The following is an 18,620-nucleotide window of genomic DNA, read 5'->3' on the forward strand; positions in this document are numbered from 1 at the left end:
ATCAGCCTCGGGAGACGAGTTGCAGGAATTCGTTGCGGGTGGCCGCGCTCTCGCGGAACTGGCCGGTCATGCGTGAGGTGATCGTCTCGGACTCGACCTTCTCGACCCCGCGCATCGCCATGCACATGTGCGCGGCCCGCATCTGGACGGCGACGCCGGCGGCCCCGGTGGCCTGCTCGACGGCCTCGGCGATCTGCTGGGTCATGTTTTCCTGGATCTGCAGGCGGCGGGCAAACAGATCGACGATACGGGCGAGTTTCGACAGCCCCAGCACGCGGCCCTGCGGGATGTAGCCGATGTCGACGTGGCCGATGATGGGCAGCATGTGGTGCTCGCAGAGGCTGTGGAACTCGATGTTGCGCACCACCACCATCTCGTCGTTGTCCGACGCGAACAGGGCGTTGCCGATGGCGGACTCGACGCGTTGATCGAGCCCCTGCGTCAGGTAGAGGAGGGCCTTGGCGACGCGCGTGGGCGTGTCGGCCAGCCCCTCGCGCGCGGTGTCCTCGCCCAACTCGGCCAGGATGGTCTTGACCGCGCCGGCGATGGTTTCGACGCGCTTTTCGTCCGCGCCGACCGGTTCGGGAAAGTCGTCCTCGTGCAAGGCTGCCATGTCGATGGTTTCTCTCAGTAAAGGCTCAAAACGTCGGCAGGAACTTTAGCAGGTGCCCGCGGGCATGTCTGACTGCCGCGGTTGGTTGGGGCCGCGCTTGCCGCTAAACTGTCGCGTTCTTTCCCGGCACCGTCCGCGGTGCCCGTGTCTTGTTTTCAGCGCTAAGGGGTTATCCCGTCCGTGAAGGCCGTAATCGAACAACGTCTCCAGGCCATCTGCCAGCAACTGGTCGCCGAGGGTGACCTGCCCGCCGAGGTGTCGGTCAACCCGGTGTTGACCGTGCCGAAGGACCCGGCCCACGGGGATTTTGCCAGCAACCTCGCCATGCAGCTGGCCAAACCGATGAAGCAGTCGCCGCGGGCAATCGCCGAGCGCATCGTCGCGGGCTTCGCCGACGAGCCGGGCGTCGAGCGTGTCGAGATCGCCGGCCCGGGCTTCATGAACTTCTTCGTCGAGGCCGGTGCCGCGTTCGCCCTGATCGATCGCATCCTCGAGGAAGGCGAGCGCTTCGGTCGCTCGGATGCCGCGGCCGGGCAGCGGGTGCAGGTGGAATTCGTATCGGCCAATCCGACCGGGCCGCTGCACGTCGGTCACGGCCGGGGGGCGGCCTATGGCTCGGTAGTGGCCAACCTGCTCGAGGCGGTCGGCGCGGACGTCGAGCGCGAGTACTACGTCAACGACGCCGGTCGGCAGATGCACATCCTGGCGGTCAGCGTCTGGCTGCGCTACCTCGAGGCCCAGGGCGAGGCCATCCAGTTCCCCTCGAACGGCTACCGCTCGGAGGGTTACATCCTCGACATCGCCCGGGCGCTGGCCGACGAGCACGGTAACCGTCTGGTGGTGGAGTCGGCCAAGGTGTTCGCCGATCTGCCGGAGGATGCCCCGGTCGGCGACAAGGAGCGCCACATCGATGCGCTGATCCGGCGCATGCGCGAGCTGCTGGGCGAGACCGACTACCAGATCGTCTTCCGCGCGGCGCTTGATGCCATCCTCTCCGACATCCGGGCGGACCTGGCCGAGTTCGGCGTCACCTACGACAACTGGTACTCCGAGCAGAGCCTCGCCGATCGCGGGCTGGTCGAGCGCGCGATCGAGCGGCTCGAGGCCGAGGGGCATCTCTACGAGCGTGACGGTGCGCTGTGGTTCCGTTCGACCGATTTCGGCGACGACAAGGACCGCGTGGTCCGGCGCGACAACGGCCAGACCACCTATTTCGCCTCGGACATCGCCTACCACCTCGACAAGTTCGATCGCGGCTTCGACCAGGTGATCGACATCTGGGGGGCCGATCACCACGGTTACGTCCCGCGGGTACGCGCCGCGCTGACCGCGCTGGGCAAGCCGGCCGATCGGCTGGTGGTCTCGTTGGTGCAGTTCGCGATCCTCTATCGCGGCGGCGAGCGGGTGCCGATGTCGACGCGCTCGGGCAGTTTCGTCACCCTGCGCGAGCTGCGCGAGGAGGTGGGCAACGACGCGGCGCGCTTCTTCTACGTGATGCGCGCGGCCAACCAGCACCTCGATTTCGACCTGGATCTCGCCAAGAGCCAGAGCAACGAGAACCCGCTCTACTACATCCAGTACGCCCACGCGCGGGTGGCCTCGGTGCTGCGCCAGCTGCCGCTGCGCGGCTTTGCCCACGAGCCGTCGGCCGGCCGCGAGGCCTATGTGCGACTGACCGAGTCGCACGAGCAGGCCCTGTTCAAGCGCCTGTCGCAGTACCCGGCGCTGGTCGAGCGGGCGGCCAAGTCGCACGAGCCGCACCAGCTGGTCCACTACCTGCGCGACCTGGCCCAGGATTTCCACAGCTACTACAACGCGCACGCCTTCTTGCTGGGTGACGACGCGCCGTTGCGCAACGCCCGCCTGAACCTCGTGCTGGCTACCCGCCAGGTGCTGGCCAACGGCCTGGGTTTGCTGGGCGTTAACGCACCGGACGAGATGTAATCGCCGCCATGGCCAGCAAGGCACGCAAGAAGGTCAATCGACCCCGCTCATCGGGTGGCAACCGCGGCGCGAAGTGGGCACTGCTGATCGCGCTGGTGCTGCTGGTGGGTCTGGTGGTGTTGCTCGCCCGGCTCACGGCCGAGAAGAACAGCCAGCCCACCGCGCAACCTGGCGGGCAGACCGACACCCGCAGCGTGGAAAAGCCGCCGGAGAAACAGCCGGTTTCGCCCGAGTTCCAGTTCTATACCCTCCTGCCCGAAGAGGGCAATCAACCGCCGCGGCCCAGCGAGCCGACCGACTCCCCGTCGGACGACGCCCCGGCCGACGACGAGAAGGCCGAGCTGGCACCGGATGCACGTTACCTGGTGCAGGCCGGCTCGTTCAGCAAGGCGCGTGACGCCGAGGCGCGCAAGGCCGAACTCGCCCTGCTCGGGGTGGAGAGCCGCATCGTGCCCGTCGACGTGTCCGGGGCGCGCTACCACCGCGTGGTCCTCGGCCCCCTGCCGGGCAAGGAAATCAACGCCCTGCGCCGCCAGCTCGAAGAGGCGGGGATCGAGACCACCGCGCCGCGTCGTAGCGACGGATAACTGCGCGATTTGGACATTGCCCAAGCGCTAGACTCGGAATACAGTGAGCCATATAAAGGATCCTCTGCACGGATGCCATGCCGCTCAACGCGTCGTGGGCACGGCACGGGGTCCTTGACGGGCCTGCCGTAACACTTGGGCGTGTCGGCAGCCAAGGCTCGGCCAGCGATTGGCCTGTTGCGGGGATGGCGCATGGTGGGCTGCGATACCGCGGAGCGGATTGGGGCGGATGGCCGCGAGCAGGGGCGCGGCGGCGTCTTGCCGCGTGTGGCGCTTGCCGCCCTCCTGTGGCTGTGCGCCCCGCTCGCGCAGGCCGAGGTCGATCTCCTCTCCGGGGCCCAGTGGGCCACCAGCCACGAACGCCTCTCGCCTGCCGAGGCCCTGGCGCTCGACTACCGCGTCGTCGAATCGCCCGCACTCAATCTGGGGCCCCGCCAAGGCTGGCTCTGGCTGCGCCTGCGGCTCGACGGACCGGCCCTGGACGACTCGGCCGAGGGCGAGATGCGGTGGCTTTCGGTGCGCTGGCCCTACTTCCGCGATGTGCGCGTGTTCCTGCGTGATCCCACGGCCCTGCCCGGGACGGCGGCGAGCGAATGGCGGGAAGTGCGCGAGGCGGCCGAGATCGGTGGGCTGCTCGACATGCCGGGCCACCCCGGGCGGCTGCTGCCGCGATTCAGTGGTGAGCGCGAGTTCCTGATCCGCCTGCGGGCCGACGGCCCGGCCGCGCTGCGCCTGACCCTCGGGTCGCTGGAGGAGGAACGGGCCAACACGCTGGTGCGCTACACCCTGTTCGGTGTCTATCTCGGTGCCATGCTGGGCATGGCCGCCTACAGCCTGTTTCTCATGCTGGCGGTGCGCGAGCGCACCTACCTCGGCTACGCCGCGTTTCTGTCGGCGACCGTGCTCTATATTGCCCTGCGCTACAACATCCTGACCCCCTGGTTGCCCGAGGCGGCCCTGGCGGTGCCGCCAGCCGCGCGTGCCCAGTTGGCCGTCGCCCTGATGGCGTTGTCGGGCATCTGGTTCGTGCGTCGTTTCCTGCGCACCCAGCGAGACGATCGACGCGTCGACCGCGCCCTGGTCGGCGTCATGGGGGTGGCGCTGCTGTCGATGCCGGCCTCGATCTGGCTGGCGGGCGTGCTCTCGTTCGCCATCGTGGCGACCTACGCGGTCGCCACCGTGGTGGTGATCGTCTGGGCGGCGCTGCGCGCGATGCGCCGCGGTTTCGGCCCGGCCGGTTACCTGCTGCTGGGCTGGTCGGTATTCGCGTTGGCGGTCTTGCTGTACCTGGCCATGCTGTTGGGCTGGTTGCCCTACGCCGGCTGGCTGATGGTCGCCCTGCCGGTCGGCTCGCTGGCCGAGGCGCTATTGTTGGCCTTTGCGCTGGGCAACCGCATCCGTCACAAGCAGCGCGAGGAGACCACGCTGGCGCGCGAGCGTGATCGCTACCGGTTCCTGAGCGAGCAGGACGGGTTGACCGGGCTCTACAACCGGCGGGCGCTCGATCGGCGCCTGGATCTTGCGATCGCGGCGAGCCTGCGCACCGGCGCACCGCTGAGCCTGATCGTGCTCGATACCGACCGTTTCAAGGACTACAACGACCGCTACGGCCATCTGGCCGGCGACGATGCGTTACGGTGCCTTGCGCGGGTGATGCAGGCGAACGTGCGCGAGGGCGATCTGTGTTTCCGTTACGGCGGCGAGGAGTTCGTCATCCTGCTGCCGGGGCAGGCGCTGGCCCAGGCGACCGTGATCGCCGAGCGCATCCGTGAGGCCTACCGCGGCAATTCGGCCTCCGAGCTGGGGCCGGGCGGCACCGTGAGCCTCGGGGTGGCCCAGATGCGCGAGGGCGATACCGCCAACACGCTGCTCGCTCGCGCGGATGCCGCGCTCTACCACGCCAAGGAGGGCGGGCGCGACCGCGTCGAGCTGGCCCACTGACGCCCCTGCCGGAATCCCGCCCGGGGTGGTAAACTCGCGGGTTTGCGCGCGGTCGTGCTCGCTGACCTGTCGGTCGGCGCCGCGCGACACCGGTTCACTGCTCTGCGAGGCATAAAGCAATGTCGATGGAAGATCGCGATGGCCTGATCTGGCTGGACGGCGAGATGGTCGAATGGCGCGAGGCCAAGACCCACGTGCTCACCCACACCCTGCACTACGGCATGGGCGTGTTCGAGGGCGTGCGGGCCTACAAGACCGACCAGGGCACCGCGATCTTCCGCCTCGAGGACCACACCCGTCGGCTGCACAACTCGGCCAAGATCCTCGGCATGAAGCTGCCCTACACCGAGAGCCACCTCAACGAGGTGCAGCGTCAGGTCGTGCGGGAGAACGGTCTCGAGAGCGCCTACATCCGCCCGATGGCCTTCTACGGCTCCGAGGGCATGGGCCTGCGCGCCGACAACCTCAAGGTGCACGTCATGGTCGCCGCCTGGCACTGGGGCGCCTACCTCGGCGCGGAGAACATCGAGAAGGGCATCCGCATCCGCACCTCTAGCTATTCTCGCCACCACGTCAACGTCACCATGTGCAAGGCCAAGGCCAACGGCGCCTACATGAACTCCATGCTTGCGTTGCGCGAGGCCACGGCCGCCGGTTACGACGAGGCGATGCTGCTCGACACCCAGGGCTTCGTCGCCGAGGGCTCGGGCGAGAACATCTTCATCGTTCGTGACGGCGTGCTCTACACCCCGGACCTGACCGCGGCGCTCGACGGCATCACCCGCCGGACCATCATCGCACTGGCCGACCAGTTCGGCATCCCGGTGGTGGAAAAGCGCATCACCCGCGACGAGGTCTACATCGCCGACGAGGCCTTCTTCACCGGCACCGCCGCCGAGGTCACGCCGATCCGCGAGGTCGACGACCGGCCGATCGGCAGCGGCGTACGCGGTCCGATCACCGAGCGCCTGCAGAGCACCTATTTCGACCTGGTCGAGGGACGCTATCCCCCGCTGGCGGACAACTGGATCGACTACGTGGAGGCACGCGCATGAACCCGGATACCGCATCCCATCCGCAGGACTTCAAGACTCCGAACGCCGACCGGGTGATCGAGGTGACCCAGGCCGACCTGCCGGTCTACTGCCCGCGCGAGGAAGAGGCCGTCTGGAACTCGCACCCGCGGGTCTACATCCATCTCGAGCACCAGGGCGACGAGGCCCGCTGCATCTACTGCAGCGCGGTTTACAAGCTGATCGACTGATCCCTTCCGGCGTGGTGCGAGCTATGCCGCGCCCGTCACCCGGTCGCCGATGATGTCGGCGACCTGCCGGGTATCGTCCACCGGGTCGTAATCCCAGCGAGCGAGTCGGCCGTCGAAGGGGCGCGTCACCCCCTCCTCGCGCAGCTCGCGGTGGAAGCGCGCCAGGCGCTTCGAGTAACGGCCGAAGTCGATCACGTACAGCGGTTTGCCGGTCGAGGCGGCCTCGGACACCATCGAGGCGGAATCGCCGCTGACCACCAGATAGTCGGCCAGGGCGAGAATGCCGAAATACGGGTTGGGTCCCTCGCCACGCCACAGCTGATGCGGCACGCCCGCGATGGTCTCTGCCAATACCTGCGTGTTCTCCTCCCCGGTGCGTCGCGACGGCGTGACGATAATCGATCCGCCACTGTCGCGGGCGGCCTGTGCCAGCTGCTCGCCGATGCGTCGGGTCTTCTCCGGCGTCAGGGTCATGGTGCGGTTCGAGCCGCCGAGCAGTACGCCGATCCACGGACGCGGCAGCGCCTCGAACCCGGCGCGGAACCGCTCGGCGGCCTGATCGAGCTTGGCTTGAGTGACATGGTGGATCGCCCCGCGCGTCGGCAGGACGTTCGGCCCGGTCAGTCCGTCGTGGCGCGGCGGCACCACCAGATCGAAGTAGCGTGGCGGGATCAGCGGGTCCTGAACGTGCACGGTAAAGCAGCGACCGCCACTGGCGTGGCGAATGGCGATCGAGACGGCCGCACTTCGCCGCCCGCAGGTGATCAGCACGCGCGGCCAGGGCGGGGCGAGTCGATCCGAGTCGGGCGAGAGCTTGCCCAGCGGATCGGGCACCCAGTGCATCGGCAGCCAGCGCCAGGGTCGCGGCATGCCGATGGTCTTCTGCACCACCGGCCAGCCGGTGCGCTCGGCGACGGCCTCGGCCAGGCCGCGGGCCTGGTTGGCCATGCCCGCCTCGCCGGTGGTCACGGCCCAGATCTCGTTGACGGTGTCGGGATATGTCGGCATGGGGGCATGATAGCCTCGCAAGATTCCCAGACCACCCTTTGCGCCGGCTTCGTGTCGGCAAGCCGATCGAGGAGATCAGCCGGTGACAACAGCCAACCCGCCCACCAGCCCGCGACGACTGACCGTGGTGCAGATGCTGCCCGCCCTCGAGGGCGGCGGGGTGGAGCGCGGCACGCTCGAGATTGCCGCGGCCCTAGTGCGCGCCGGTCACCGGGCGATCGTGATCTCCGAGGGCGGGCGGCTGGTCGAGGAACTCGAGGCACTGGGCGGCGAGCATGTCGCCATGCCGGTGGGGCGCAAGTCCCTGTCCACCCTGCGCTATATCCCCACGGTGCGTCGCCTGCTGCGCGACGAGCAGGTCGACATCCTGCACCTGCGTTCGCGTCTGCCCGCCTGGATCGGCTGGCTTGCCTGGAAGGGAATGCCGCGAACGTCCCGCCCGCATCTGGTCACCACCGTCCACGGCGCCTATTCGCCCGGGTGGTACAGCGCGGTGATGACCAAGGGCGAGCGCGTGATCGCCGTCTCCGACAGCATCGTCGACTACATCCGCACCAATTACCCGAAGGTCGACCCCGAGCGCATCGTGCGCATCTACCGAGGCGTCGACCCGGCCGACTACCATCCCGCCTTTCGACCGGATGCCGCCTGGCGCGAGCGCTTCTTCGAAGAACACCCGCAGCTGGCGGATCGATGGATCCTCACGCTGCCGGGGCGCATCACCCAGATCAAGGGGCAGCTGGATCTGGTCGAGATCGTCGCCGGCCTCAAGGCGCGCGGCGTCCCCGTTCATGCCCTGCTGGTCGGCGGCGTGCATCCGCGTCGGCAGGACTACTGGCGCCGTGTCCAGGGCGCCATCGAGGAGCAGGGGCTGGGGGGCGACATCACCTGGCTCGGCCCGCGCCGCGATCTGCGCGAGGTCATGGCGATCAGCGATGTGGTGCTCTCCCTGACCACCAAGCCCGAATCGTTCGGTCGCACCGTCACCGAGGCGCTGGCCCTGGGGCGACCGGTGCTCGGCTATGACCACGGTGGCGTCGGCGAGCAGCTGGCTCGCGTCTACCCCGAGGGGCGTATTCCTTGCCGTGACCACCGGCGAGCCGTCGAGACACTGGATCGGTGGTATCGGCAGGGTGCGCCGAGCGCACCGGATCGAGTGCCGTTCACACTTGACGCCATGCAACGTGAGACCATTGCCCTCTACGAACGGTTGGCCGCCCCAGGGGCGGGTGTGGCGACGAGGCGGTAAGGTGATGGGTGCGTTGAACGGGCCGCAGGGCATTACGATTGGATTGGGCGTGCTGAGTTGGAAGGCGCCTCGCACACTGTCTCAGACCCTGGCGACATATGCCGACGGCGATCTGTTTTCGCTATTTGATGACGCTCGCATCCTGTTCCAGGAAATAAGCGACCAGGATCGTGACGTGGCCGAGGTGTTCGGGTTGTCCGCGAGTGGCACGACGAACAACATCGGCATTTTCGGGGGCGTCAAGGCGCTCCTCGAGGAAATCGATTGCGATTACGTCCTGCTTCTGGAAAACGACTGCCCGTTGATCGAATCCCATGCCGAGGCCGTTCGGCAACTCTCAGCGGCATTGCACGATGCCGAGGGGTTCGGCATCCCGGTGTTCCGTTTTCGTAGTCTGGCTGCGCCGGGTCAGGACTTCGCCACGCTGGGAAAATTTCGCCGTTACTTCGATGATAGGCTCCCTTCCGTTTCGGCGCGTGCGGCGTGGCTTGCAAGGATTCGTCGCTGGGTGCGGCCACGCAAGGCCCAGCGGTTGCAGGGTATCGCGGCCTACGCCATGCCTGATCCGGAGCGGGCGTTTCCGAACGTCTTTTGCCGCACCGAGCGCGGCAATCTCGTCACCGCGTCCCCGTATCTCAACTGGACCAATCAATCGATTCTGGTAAGGCGAGATTGGATGTTGAACGTGATCCTGCCCTATGTGGCGGCACATCCATCCTCGCGGCTGGTGAACGGGTTCAGTGACATCGAAAAAGAGTTGAACCGGCCTTGGTGGCGGAAGCAGCGCTTCCCGATCGGCCTGGCCCCCGGCCTGTTTACTCATGAACGGGTGGACCGCTAGCCGCCAACAAAACAAGAGTGAAACCGATGAAAAACGTGATCTGCATGAAATGGGGTGATGCCTACAGCGCCCAGGACGTGAACACCCTCTACAGCATGGTGGCCCGCAACATCACTCCGCCATTCCGGTTTGCCTGCTTCACCGATGATGCCTCGGGCATTCGCGACGAGGTGGAAACCCACCCGCTGCCCGAGGTGAACGTGCCGCCCCATCGACTGCATGAGGCCTGGCGGAAACTCGGCACCTTCACGCCGGACCTGGGCGGCATGGAAGGCGATGCGCTGTTCCTGGATCTCGATATCGTCATCCGGGACTCGCTCGATCCGTTTTTCGACTACCCCGGTGATTTCTGCATCATCCATAACTGGACGCACCCGGACCGGGTGGTGGGGAATTCCTCGGTTTACCGGTTCAAGATCGGCGACCTTTCCTGGGTGCTGGACCGCTACAACGCCGATCCCGAGAAGGTCATGGCCGAGCGTCGCAACGAGCAGATCTACTTGACCGAGACGCTGCACGAGTCGGGCTACGACATGGTGTACTGGCCGGCGGAATGGTGCGTGAGCTTCAAGAAGCACTGCATGCCTCATCGTCTGCTCGCGCCATTCATCGCACCGAGAGAGCCCAAGGATGCCAAGATCGTGGTCTTCCACGGCCATCCCAAGCCGGACGAGGCGATTCGGGGCGAATGGAAAGGCAAGTGGAAGTGGATGCGGCCCACCCCGTGGGTGGCCCGTCACTGGCACTGATTCACGCGGGTCAGTAGAGCGGCGGATAGCCCTCGGGCAACGTCTTGAACCGGCGGTGCCCCCAGAGATACATGGCGGGGTGACGACGGATTTCCGCCTCCAGGCGTTCGACTAGGCGTTGTGTGTCGGCGACGTCGTCACCGCTGGGTAGTCCCGAGATCGGCGACTCGATCGCCAGTTCGTAGCGGTTGCCGAAACGGCGGACGTGGTAGGGCAGGATCACGGCCCGGCCCATGCGGGCGAGTATCGGCATGGCGGTGTTGGTGGCCGCCGGCAGGCCGAAGAAGGGGATGAAGGCGCTGGTCTTGCCGTGGTAGTTCTGGTCCGGCGCGGTCCACAGCACCTCCCCGGCGCGCAGGGCCCGGACCATGGCGCGGGTGTCCTCGCGGTGGATCAGTCCGGCCAGGTGCTTTTCCCGCCCCAGGTTGATCAGGCTGTCGATCGCGCGGTTGTTGTTGGGCCGGTAGACGGCGTGGACGGGGGCGTGTCGCGAGACGAAGTACACGCCCAGCTCCATGTCGGTCACGTGCGCGGCGTTGAGGATCACGCCCTGCCCGGCCGCGCGAGCCGCCTCGAGGTGTTCGAGGCCGATAACCCGGTAGTCGGGCACGCGGTCGAGGTTGCCGAACCAGCCCCAGAATCCCTCGCAGATCCCCGCCCCGAGCCGAGCGAAGTGTTCATCGATCAGATCGTCCCGTGCGCCCGCGGTCCAGTCGGGGAAGGCGACCGTGAGATTCGCCTGCATGATCCGCCGGCGCTTTTTCAGCGCGCGTGCCATCAGCCAGCCCAGCCCGCGGCCGAGGGCAAGCCGGGCACGCTGCGGCAAGGCGGCGATCAGCCGGGGAATCAGGGACAACAGCAAGCGCGTCGCGCGAATCCGTGGTGGGAGAGGGGCACTCATGGGGCCGCATTCTAAGCGATAATGGCCCCATGCACTTGAAGCGCGTCGCCTGCCCGATCGTCTCACCGCTTTGCGTCCCCTTGCATGATCGTCCCCGTGGGCGGGGTGAGGGGGCATGAGGCGCTGGCACTACCCGTTGCTGCTCGGGCTACTCAGTCCGTGGCTGGTGTGGGACGCCTGGCGGCGTCATCGCCGGGCTCGTCCCGGTCACGGCCGCTTGTTCGAGCAGTTCGGGCGCCTGCGGGACGGTCTGCCCCGGGATGCCCTGTGGCTGCACGCGGTGTCACTGGGCGAGGTGCGCGCCGCGGCCATGCTGATCCGGGCGGTGCGCGCGCGTTGGCCGGATCTCCCGGTCGTGATCAGCACCACCACCGAGACCGGCGCCGAGGCCGCACGCGCCCTCGACCTGCCCCATTTCTACGCGCCCTTCGATTTCGCATTCGCTCAGCGACGCGTGTTGGCGCGCCTGCGCCCCCGCCTGCTGGTCGTGATGGAAACCGAGCTCTGGCCGAATCTGGTGCGCGAGGCGGGACACGCCCACGTGCCGTTGGTCATCGCCAATGCCCGCCTGTCCGATCGCTCCTATCGACGCTACGCCCGCTGGGGGGGAGCGCTGCTGCGCGACGTGCTGGGCGGCGTCGAGTTGATCTGCGCGCAATCTCCTGCCGATCGGGAGCGCTTCCTGGCCCTGGGCGCCGGGCGGGTCGAGGATTGCGGCAATCTCAAGTTCGACCTGCCGGTGGCCGCTGCCATTCCTGCCGTTCCCTCGGGACGCGAGCACACCTGGCTGGCGGCGAGCACCCATCCGAACGAGGAAGCGCAGGTGCTTGCGGCCCACCAGGCGGTGCGGCAGCGGTATCCCGATGCCCGCTTGATCCTGGTGCCGCGCCATCCCGAGCGGGCGGGCGAGGTAACGCGGTTGGTCGAGGGACAGGGCTTTTCGGTGGAAACCTGGTCGCCCGGCCGGCCGCCGCGGGAGGAATGCACGGTGGAGATCGTCGATCGCGCGGGTCTGCTGGCGGGGTTGTTTGCCGAGGTGCCGGTGGTCTTCATGGGCGGGTCGTTGGTGCCGATCGGCGGACACAACCCGATCGAGCCGGCGGCCGTGGGCCGCGCGGTGTTGCATGGGCCGGCGGTGGAAAACTTCCGCCAGGTCTTCGCCGCGCTCGACGAACGGGACGCCAGCCGGCAGGTGGCCGACAGCGAGGCGCTGGGCCGTGCCGTGATCGAGTGTTTCGATCGCCCCGAATCCTGGGCGGCGGTTGGTGCGCGGGCGCGTGACGTGATCGCCGAGCACCGCGGCGCGGCTCAACGCCTGGTCGATCGGCTCGCGCGCTGGCTGGATTGATCTGCCGGCCTCGCCGCTGGCAGCCGGTCGGACGAGATCAGTTCTCGCCGTTCACCGTCTGGCGGGCGCGCTCGAGCACGCGCTGCATCATCTCGGTGTCCGCGGTGCTTGCGCCGGCCTCGTCATCGCCCTGTCCCATCAGCGGGGCGATCAGGGCGTTGGTTTCCTGGTCGGTGAGCTGGCGGTTGATGGCTTCCAGGTCGGCGACGGTCAACTGGCCGGTGTCGGCCTTCAGCTGCAGCAGGTTGGTGAGGTAGTTGTAGCGGGCGTCCAGGTAGTCGGCCATGGCCTGGAAGACGCGCAACTCGGCGTTGAGCACGTCGACGATGGTGCGCGTGCCCACGCCGTAGCCCGCCTCGGTGGCGACCAGGCTGGTGCGCGCGGACTCGACGGCCTGGCGGAAGGCGGTGATCTCGCTGATCGAGGTCTGCACGCCGCGGAAGCTGTCGGAGGTCTGCTGGCGGACCTGGCGTCGCTGGCCGTCCAGATCGAACTGGCTGCGCTGGTAGTCGAAGGCCGCCTTGCGCGAACGCGAATTGATCCGCCCGCCGGTGTAGATCGGCAGTTCCACCTGAACGCCGACGCTCCCGTTGAGCGAGCCCCGGCGGTCCTGCCCGGCCAAGCCGCCACCCTGGTAGCTGTTGTCGTAGCCGTACTGGGCGTTCAGGCCGACCGTGGGCGCGCGGGCCGACCGGTTGATGTCGACCGCCTGCTGCGCGATGCGCGTACCGATGGTCGCGCTCTGCAGACCGAGGTTCTGGGCCAGCGCCAGCTCGATCCACTGCTCGGGATCGGCCGGTTGCGGGGCGGCCACGTCGAGGTTGGTGCGGATGTCGTCGAGGTCGGTGACCGTGCGGCCGATAATGGTGGCCAGCGCCGCCTCGGCGTTGTTGAGCTCATTGCGGGCGGCGATGATCTGCGCGTTGGCCTGGTCGTATTCCGACTGGGCGTCGGCCACGTCGGTCACGGCGACCAGGCCCACCTCGTACTGGCGCTGGGCGCGTTCGAGTTGGCGCTTGAGGGCGGTGCGATTGGCCTGGGCCAGCTGCAGTTGCGCGTCGGCATTGAGGACCCGGAAATAGGCCTGTCCGGTGCGCAGGATCAGGTCCTGGCGTGCCTGTTCGTAGTCGACGGCGGCCTGGCGGGCCTCCAGCTCCGCGCGCCCCACTTCGAGCTGGTCAGTGCGGTTGAAGATCGTCTGGTCGAGGCGCAGGAACAGGTCGCCGCTTACGCCGTCACTGCTGTCCGGACCCTGGGCGGGCTCGCCGATGGTGGTGTCCGTGCGGCCGTAATTGACCCCTGCCGTTGCCCCGACCTGTGGCAGCAGATCCGCGCGCTCGATCGGGATGTTCTGCTCGACCGAGAGGCGCTGCTGTTCCGCGGCGCGCAGCTGTTGGTCGTTCTGCTCGGCCAGGGCGTAGATATCGAGGAGATCTTCGGCGAGTGCCGGCCCGCTCGCCAGCGACAGGCCCATGCCGATGGCGGCCGACAGGGCGGCGCGACGGAACGGTCGGGCAAGGCCGCGAGGGCCGCCCCGGCCGGGGGCGGAGTTGAGGCGACGGACTGGCATGGCGGTGATACCTCGAACGATTGGGTGCGTAACTTGTTAGCCTGCTAACTATTGGCACGATACCCCAGCGGCGGATACGCCGGCAAGCGATACCGTGGCGGCCGACTCCACCCGGGGGCGGTCGACGCTCGCGGTTCTTGGCTGGGAGCTTAGCGCAGAACGGCCCCGGTTGAGAGACCGGGGCCGTTACCTGTGGATGCGTTGGCCCGATGGCCGTCAGGGGCGCGTCAAAGCGAGAAGGTCGGCTTGGGCTCGGCGCCGATCAGGTAACCGGTGCGGGTCTCGAACAGGGAATCGGTGCGGAACTGGGTCTCCGACTCCCGGGTGACCATGGACACCGTCTGGATCGGACCGGTGCCGGTGATCGCGAGCAGGCGGCCGCCGATGTTCAGCTGCCGGAAGCTTGCCTCCGGCATCTCGGTGCGCGCGCCGGTAAAGACGATCACGTCGAAGCGCTCGTCGGCGGCCCAGCCATCGTGGGCATCACCGGTCTCGAGCACGACGCGCTCGAAGCCCAGCTCGGAGAGCAGGCCGCCGGCGCGCTCGGTGAAGTCCGGGAAGATGTCCACCGAGCGCACGCTGTTGCCCAGCGAGGCCAGGCACGCGGTGAAGAAGCCGGTGCCGGTGCCTATCTCGAGCACACGCTCACCGGGCTGGACCTGCAGGTACTGCAGGATGCGGCCCTCGACCACCGGCGCCAGCATGGTCTGCCCGTGGCCGATCGGCACGGCCACGTCGGCAAAGGCGTGCACCCGCTCGGCATCCGGGACGAAGCGCTCGCGCGGGACGTTGAAGAACACCTCCAGAACGCGCTTGTCGAGCACGTCCCAGGGGCGGATCTGTTGCTCGACCATGTTGAAGCGGGCCAGTTCGATGTCGGTGGGCATGAATTCGGCTCTGGTTTTCGGGGAAATTGAGTGCGCGGTAATTTACGGGTTTTCCACTGCCCCGGCAACTTCCCGCGGTTGATGGGGCCGCCGAGGCATTCTGCTAAGTGACTGAAAGCCGGCCGGGAACTTGTTATTTGCTGGCCGCTGGGGTAGCGTCCCGACCATAGCGGTGGCTGCCCGGGCGAGAGTTCGGTGGCTGCCCATCCACAGACTAGGGGTGCCGCCCGACCGAGAATGGTCGGTCAGGCGGCTGAGACACACCCTTGGAACCTGATCCGGCTTGCATCGGCGTAGGGAAGTCTGTCTGGCACAACCGAGAAACCCTCCGTGTCCAGTCGGCGCTCGTCGTGCATGCCCCAACGTGCAACACAGGTGGCATACCCATGAGCGCAATCCCCAGCGATTTCCTGCAGAAGACGGCCAAACTCTCCGAGACGGTCATCGCCCCGTTCCCGGCCAGCCACAAGCGCTACTCGGTCGGCTCGCGACCGGACCTTCGCGTCCCCTACCGCGAGATCTCGCAGACGGCGACGCAGAACGACTCCGGCATCGTCTCCAACCCGCCGATCCCGGTCTACGACACCTCCGGTCCGTACACCGACCCGGACGTCGAGATCGACCTGCTCAAGGGGCTTTCGCCGCTGCGCCAGGTGTGGATCGAGGAACGCGGTGACACCGAGCAGCTCGACGGCCCGACCTCGCGTTTCGGCCAGGAGCGTCTGACCGACGAGAAGACCGAGAACCTGCGCTTTTCGCACATCCGCCCGCCGCGCCGCGCCAAGGCGGGTGCCAATGTCACCCAGATGCACTACGCCCGTCAGGGGATCATCACCCCCGAGATGGAATACGTCGCGATCCGCGAGAACAACCGTCTCCAGGAGATGCGTGCCGATCCGCGCTACAAGGCGCTGCTGCGCCAGCACAAGGGCGAATCCTTCGGCGCGTCGATCCCCGACGAGGTCACGCCCGAGTTCGTCCGCGACGAGATCGCCCGCGGTCGCGCCATCATCCCGGCGAACATTAACCACCCGGAAATCGAGCCGATGATCATCGGCCGGAACTTCCGCACCAAGATCAACGGCAATCTCGGCAATTCGGCGGTCACCTCCGGCATCGCCGAGGAAGTCGAGAAGATGGTCTGGGGCATCCGCTGGGGTGGCGACACCATCATGGACCTGTCCACCGGCAAGCACATCCACGAGACCCGCGAGTGGATCCTGCGCAACTCGCCGGTGCCGATCGGCACCGTGCCGCTCTACCAGGCGCTGGAGAAGGTCGACGGCAAGGCCGAGGACCTGACCTGGGAAATCTACCGCGACACCCTGATCGAGCAGGCCGAGCAGGGCGTCGATTACTTCACCATCCACGCCGGCGTGCGTCTGGCCTACGTGCCGATGACCGCCGAGCGCGTCACGGGGATCGTCTCGCGTGGCGGCTCGATCATGGCCAAGTGGTGCCTCGCCCACCACGAGGAGTCGTTCCTCTACACGCACTTCAACGAGATCTGCGAGATCATGAAGGCCTACGACGTGTCCTTCTCGCTGGGCGACGGCCTGCGCCCGGGCTGCCTGGCGGATGCCAACGACGAGGCCCAGTTCGCCGAGTTGAAGACCCTGGGCGAGCTGACCCAGATCGCCTGGAAGCACGATGTGCAGGTGATGATCGAGGGCCCGGGCCACGTGCCGCTGCACATGGTCAAGGAGAACATGGACAAGGAGCTCGAGGACTGCTTCGAGGCGCCGTTCTACACCCTCGGGCCGCTGGTCACCGACATCGCGCCGGCCTACGACCACATCACCAGCGGCATCGGCGCGGCGAACATCGGCTGGTACGGCACGGCGATGCTCTGCTACGTCACGCCGAAGGAGCACCTCGGCCTGCCCAACAAGGACGACGTGCGCGAGGGCGTGATCACCTACAAGATCGCTGCCCACGCCTCGGATCTCGCCAAGGGCTTCCCGGGCGCGCAGGTGCGCGACAACGCCCTGTCCAAGGCGCGCTTCGAGTTCCGCTGGCTTGACCAGTACCACCTGTCGCTCGATCCGGAGCGGGCGCGTGAATACCACGACGCGACCTTGCCGAAGGACGCGCACCAGGTGGCGCACTTCTGTTCCATGTGCGGCCCGCACTTCTGCTCGATGAAGATCACCCAGGAGGTGCGCGAGTACGCCGACAAGCTGGGCGTCGACGAGGAGGAGGCGCTCCGTCAGGGCATGAAGGAGAAGTCGATCGAGTTCGTCGAGCAGGGCGGCGAGGTGTACGGGCGGATCTGACGGCTGCCGTGCCCCACCGAAACGACGAAACCCCGGCGTTGCCGGGGTTTTTTTTGTGCCGTACGGGTTGGGATGGTCAGACCGGCGGCCGTCGACCCATCAGGAAGAACACGATGGCCAGGATCAGGCCGACGACGAACAGGATCCAGGCGATCTGGGTCGCCGCACCCGCAATGCCGCTCAGGCCGAGTACGCCGGCGACGATCCCCACGATAAGAAAGATCAGTGCCCAGGAAAGCATGATGCGACCTCCTTGGTTGTCCGCCCGTTCGGCGCGATTGCCGTGGGTTTGGGCGGGGTCGGCGCACCTCGAGCCGACCGATTCATGACGGCCATCGGTTTCGATGACCCGCTTTCACCTTAGTGAAGACGCTCGTTGCTTGCCTGAGTTCCGAACTCGGGTATGAATCGGCGGCGAGCGCCGGCCGTGGGCCTGCTAAGATCGCGGCCTTTCCGAACGCCGCCGGTGTGTCAATGAGCGAACCAACCCCGGGTCCCGTCGAGGACCGCGACATCCCACGGCACGCGCCGATCGCGCTGCTGCCGCTGCTCGCCTTGCTCCTGCTGGGCTTTTTCTGGGGATACAACTGGGTGGTGATGAAGGCCGTGCTGGTGGACGTCTCGGCGGCGTGGTTCGCCGCGCTGCGCACCGTGCTGCCGGCCCTGCTGCTGATCGCGATCCTGCCGCTCGCCGGCAAGCGACTGCGCCCGCCGCCGCTGTTCTATGCCTTGCCGATCGGCCTGTTCCAGACCGCCGGCTTCGTCGGTTTCATGATGTGGGCGCTCCAGTCCGGTGGCGGGGCGGGCGAGACCGCGGTGATCGTCTTCATGATGCCGCTGTGGCTGACCCTGATGGCGCATTTCGCCCTCGACGAACGGATCACGCGGGTGCAGTTGCTCGCGATCGGCCTGGCCCTGCCGGGACTGGTGCTGCTGATCTCGCCCTGGGAGGCGGGCCTGATGCCGGCGGCGGTGCTGCTGGCCTTCGCCTCGGGGTTTGGCTGGGCGCTGGGCGCGATCTGGCAAAAGCGCTACTACCACCGCTACCAGCCCGACCTGCTGAGCCTGACGGCCTGGCAGATGCTCTACGGCGGGCTGTTGCTGCTGGCGATCGCGCTCTGGGCCGAGCCCTTCGCCGTCGACCCGACGCCGAATTTTCTCTGGGCCCTGTTCTATAACGTCGTGCTGGCCGGCGCGATCGGCTGGTTGCTCTGGGTCTACTCCCTGCACCACCTGCCGACCTGGATCGCCGGTTTCGGGGCGCTGCTGGTGCCCGGCATCGGCGTATTGAGTGCCTGGCTGGTGCTGGGCGAGACGCCGGGACCGGTCAAGCAGCTCGGTATCGGCCTGATCCTGTCGGCGCTGTTGATCATCACGCTCTATCAGCGGCGGGCGCGGCAACGGGCCCGTCGACGCGCGGGGGGCTGAGTGCTTGCCGACCA

17 protein-coding genes and 1 riboswitch are annotated in these 18,620 nt (G+C 67.4%); of the genes, 11 read left to right on the forward strand and 6 right to left on the reverse strand.

All coding sequences use genetic code 11. The annotated features are described in order from the left end of the window. Nucleotide 1: 1 nt before the first annotated feature. Entirely contained in the window at nucleotides 2-613 is a 612-nt protein-coding gene (folE, locus tag LV475_RS03605; RefSeq protein ID WP_136867715.1) for a GTP cyclohydrolase I FolE, read from the reverse strand. A 180-nt stretch (nucleotides 614-793) separates the two neighbouring features. Here folE and argS point away from each other — a divergent pair, with 180 nt between their 5' ends. From argS to LV475_RS03630, 5 genes are all read left to right on the forward strand, one after another. After that, the gene (gene argS / locus LV475_RS03610; protein ID WP_250105774.1) at nucleotides 794-2,557 is read left to right on the forward strand and encodes an arginine--tRNA ligase; all 1,764 of its coding nucleotides are present in this window, start codon (nucleotides 794-796) and stop codon (nucleotides 2,555-2,557) included. Nucleotides 2,558-2,565: 8 nt separating this feature from the next. Beyond that, nucleotides 2,566-3,144: an SPOR domain-containing protein gene (locus LV475_RS03615; RefSeq protein WP_136867717.1), complete on the forward strand. Its 579-nt coding sequence runs from the start codon at nucleotides 2,566-2,568 to the stop codon at nucleotides 3,142-3,144. A gap of 192 nt (nucleotides 3,145-3,336) precedes the next feature. Beyond that, nucleotides 3,337-5,085 (forward strand): GGDEF domain-containing protein, encoded by a 1,749-nt coding sequence (locus LV475_RS03620; protein ID WP_250105775.1) that lies wholly within the window; start codon nucleotides 3,337-3,339, stop codon nucleotides 5,083-5,085. 119 nt (nucleotides 5,086-5,204) lie between these two features. Beyond that, nucleotides 5,205-6,140 (forward strand): branched-chain amino acid transaminase, encoded by a 936-nt coding sequence (locus LV475_RS03625; RefSeq protein WP_250105776.1) that lies wholly within the window; start codon nucleotides 5,205-5,207, stop codon nucleotides 6,138-6,140. Continuing rightward, nucleotides 6,137-6,349, forward strand: a complete 213-nt coding sequence (locus tag LV475_RS03630; RefSeq protein WP_136867720.1) for a zinc-finger domain-containing protein — start codon at nucleotides 6,137-6,139, stop codon at nucleotides 6,347-6,349. The genes LV475_RS03625 and LV475_RS03630 overlap by 4 nt, the downstream gene beginning before the upstream one ends. Nucleotides 6,350-6,370: 21 nt before the next feature. Here the strand turns inward: LV475_RS03630 and LV475_RS03635 are convergent, their stop codons facing one another. Next, nucleotides 6,371-7,357 carry a mitochondrial fission ELM1 family protein gene (locus tag LV475_RS03635; RefSeq protein WP_250105777.1) on the reverse strand — a complete coding sequence of 329 codons (987 nt, stop codon included), beginning with the start codon at nucleotides 7,355-7,357 and terminating at the stop codon, nucleotides 6,371-6,373. 133 nt (nucleotides 7,358-7,490) lie between these two features. Here LV475_RS03635 and LV475_RS03640 point away from each other — a divergent pair, with 133 nt between their 5' ends. From LV475_RS03640 to LV475_RS03650, 3 genes are read left to right on the forward strand one after another with little or no spacing between them, the layout of a single operon-like run. Continuing rightward, nucleotides 7,491-8,606: a glycosyltransferase family 4 protein gene (locus LV475_RS03640; protein ID WP_250105851.1), complete on the forward strand. Its 1,116-nt coding sequence runs from the start codon at nucleotides 7,491-7,493 to the stop codon at nucleotides 8,604-8,606. Between the two features lie 4 nt (nucleotides 8,607-8,610). Beyond that, nucleotides 8,611-9,447, forward strand: a complete 837-nt coding sequence (locus LV475_RS03645; RefSeq protein ID WP_136867722.1) for a hypothetical protein — start codon at nucleotides 8,611-8,613, stop codon at nucleotides 9,445-9,447. Nucleotides 9,448-9,491: 44 nt separating this feature from the next. Next, nucleotides 9,492-10,196, forward strand: coding sequence for a hypothetical protein (locus LV475_RS03650; RefSeq protein WP_231505768.1), 705 nt, complete (start codon nucleotides 9,492-9,494; stop codon nucleotides 10,194-10,196). Between the two features lie 10 nt (nucleotides 10,197-10,206). On the opposite strand, the gene LV475_RS03655 is transcribed toward LV475_RS03650, so the two are convergent. Beyond that, entirely contained in the window at nucleotides 10,207-11,097 is an 891-nt protein-coding gene (locus LV475_RS03655; RefSeq protein WP_169303661.1) for a lysophospholipid acyltransferase family protein, read from the reverse strand. A 115-nt stretch (nucleotides 11,098-11,212) separates the two neighbouring features. On the opposite strand from LV475_RS03655, the gene LV475_RS03660 reads away from it, so the two are divergent. After that, on the forward strand, nucleotides 11,213-12,445 hold the full coding sequence (locus LV475_RS03660) for a 3-deoxy-D-manno-octulosonic acid transferase (RefSeq protein WP_250105778.1): 1,233 nt from the start codon (nucleotides 11,213-11,215) through the stop codon (nucleotides 12,443-12,445). A gap of 37 nt (nucleotides 12,446-12,482) precedes the next feature. Here the strand turns inward: LV475_RS03660 and LV475_RS03665 are convergent, their stop codons facing one another. After that, on the reverse strand, nucleotides 12,483-14,015 hold the full coding sequence (locus tag LV475_RS03665) for a TolC family outer membrane protein (protein WP_250105779.1): 1,533 nt from the start codon (nucleotides 14,013-14,015) through the stop codon (nucleotides 12,483-12,485). A gap of 227 nt (nucleotides 14,016-14,242) precedes the next feature. Next, nucleotides 14,243-14,902, reverse strand: coding sequence for a protein-L-isoaspartate O-methyltransferase family protein (locus LV475_RS03670; protein WP_156575034.1), 660 nt, complete (start codon nucleotides 14,900-14,902; stop codon nucleotides 14,243-14,245). Between the two features lie 206 nt (nucleotides 14,903-15,108). Further along, a riboswitch (TPP riboswitch) is annotated at nucleotides 15,109-15,219 on the forward strand. Between the two features lie 69 nt (nucleotides 15,220-15,288). Here LV475_RS03670 and thiC point away from each other — a divergent pair. Next, on the forward strand, nucleotides 15,289-17,178 hold the full coding sequence (thiC, locus tag LV475_RS03675; protein ID WP_136867728.1) for a phosphomethylpyrimidine synthase ThiC: 1,890 nt from the start codon (nucleotides 15,289-15,291) through the stop codon (nucleotides 17,176-17,178). A 76-nt stretch (nucleotides 17,179-17,254) separates the two neighbouring features. On the opposite strand, the gene LV475_RS03680 is transcribed toward thiC, so the two are convergent. Next, nucleotides 17,255-17,419 (reverse strand): DUF1328 domain-containing protein, encoded by a 165-nt coding sequence (locus LV475_RS03680; protein ID WP_136867729.1) that lies wholly within the window; start codon nucleotides 17,417-17,419, stop codon nucleotides 17,255-17,257. A gap of 233 nt (nucleotides 17,420-17,652) precedes the next feature. On the opposite strand from LV475_RS03680, the gene LV475_RS03685 reads away from it, so the two are divergent. Then, the gene (locus LV475_RS03685; RefSeq protein WP_136867730.1) at nucleotides 17,653-18,606 is read left to right on the forward strand and encodes a DMT family transporter; all 954 of its coding nucleotides are present in this window, start codon (nucleotides 17,653-17,655) and stop codon (nucleotides 18,604-18,606) included. The last annotated feature ends 14 nt before the right edge of the window (nucleotides 18,607-18,620 follow it).

It is taken from the genome of Guyparkeria hydrothermalis (assembly GCF_023555375.1).
In the GTDB taxonomy this organism is placed as follows: domain Bacteria; phylum Pseudomonadota; class Gammaproteobacteria; order Halothiobacillales; family Halothiobacillaceae; genus Guyparkeria; species Guyparkeria hydrothermalis.

What these genes read in the sequence shown, in the direction of transcription:
- LV475_RS03655 (WP_169303661.1), bottom strand. Translation starts at nt 11,097, where the DNA reads ATGAGTGCCCCTCTCCCACCACGGATTCGCGCGACGCGCTTGCTGTTG.
- LV475_RS03635 (WP_250105777.1), bottom strand. Translation starts at nt 7,357, where the DNA reads ATGCCGACATATCCCGACACCGTCAACGAGATCTGGGCCGTGACCACC.
- LV475_RS03680 (WP_136867729.1), bottom strand. Translation starts at nt 17,419, where the DNA reads ATGCTTTCCTGGGCACTGATCTTTCTTATCGTGGGGATCGTCGCCGGC.
- LV475_RS03685 (WP_136867730.1), top strand. Translation starts at nt 17,653, where the DNA reads ATGAGCGAACCAACCCCGGGTCCCGTCGAGGACCGCGACATCCCACGG.
- LV475_RS03665 (WP_250105779.1), bottom strand. Translation starts at nt 14,015, where the DNA reads ATGCCAGTCCGTCGCCTCAACTCCGCCCCCGGCCGGGGCGGCCCTCGC.
- folE (WP_136867715.1), bottom strand. Translation starts at nt 613, where the DNA reads ATGGCAGCCTTGCACGAGGACGACTTTCCCGAACCGGTCGGCGCGGAC.
- LV475_RS03645 (WP_136867722.1), top strand. Translation starts at nt 8,611, where the DNA reads ATGGGTGCGTTGAACGGGCCGCAGGGCATTACGATTGGATTGGGCGTG.
- LV475_RS03630 (WP_136867720.1), top strand. Translation starts at nt 6,137, where the DNA reads ATGAACCCGGATACCGCATCCCATCCGCAGGACTTCAAGACTCCGAAC.
- LV475_RS03625 (WP_250105776.1), top strand. Translation starts at nt 5,205, where the DNA reads ATGTCGATGGAAGATCGCGATGGCCTGATCTGGCTGGACGGCGAGATG.
- LV475_RS03650 (WP_231505768.1), top strand. Translation starts at nt 9,492, where the DNA reads ATGAAATGGGGTGATGCCTACAGCGCCCAGGACGTGAACACCCTCTAC.
- thiC (WP_136867728.1), top strand. Translation starts at nt 15,289, where the DNA reads ATGAGCGCAATCCCCAGCGATTTCCTGCAGAAGACGGCCAAACTCTCC.
- LV475_RS03615 (WP_136867717.1), top strand. Translation starts at nt 2,566, where the DNA reads ATGGCCAGCAAGGCACGCAAGAAGGTCAATCGACCCCGCTCATCGGGT.
- LV475_RS03620 (WP_250105775.1), top strand. Translation starts at nt 3,337, where the DNA reads ATGGTGGGCTGCGATACCGCGGAGCGGATTGGGGCGGATGGCCGCGAG.
- LV475_RS03660 (WP_250105778.1), top strand. Translation starts at nt 11,213, where the DNA reads ATGAGGCGCTGGCACTACCCGTTGCTGCTCGGGCTACTCAGTCCGTGG.
- LV475_RS03640 (WP_250105851.1), top strand. Translation starts at nt 7,491, where the DNA reads ATGCTGCCCGCCCTCGAGGGCGGCGGGGTGGAGCGCGGCACGCTCGAG.
- LV475_RS03670 (WP_156575034.1), bottom strand. Translation starts at nt 14,902, where the DNA reads ATGCCCACCGACATCGAACTGGCCCGCTTCAACATGGTCGAGCAACAG.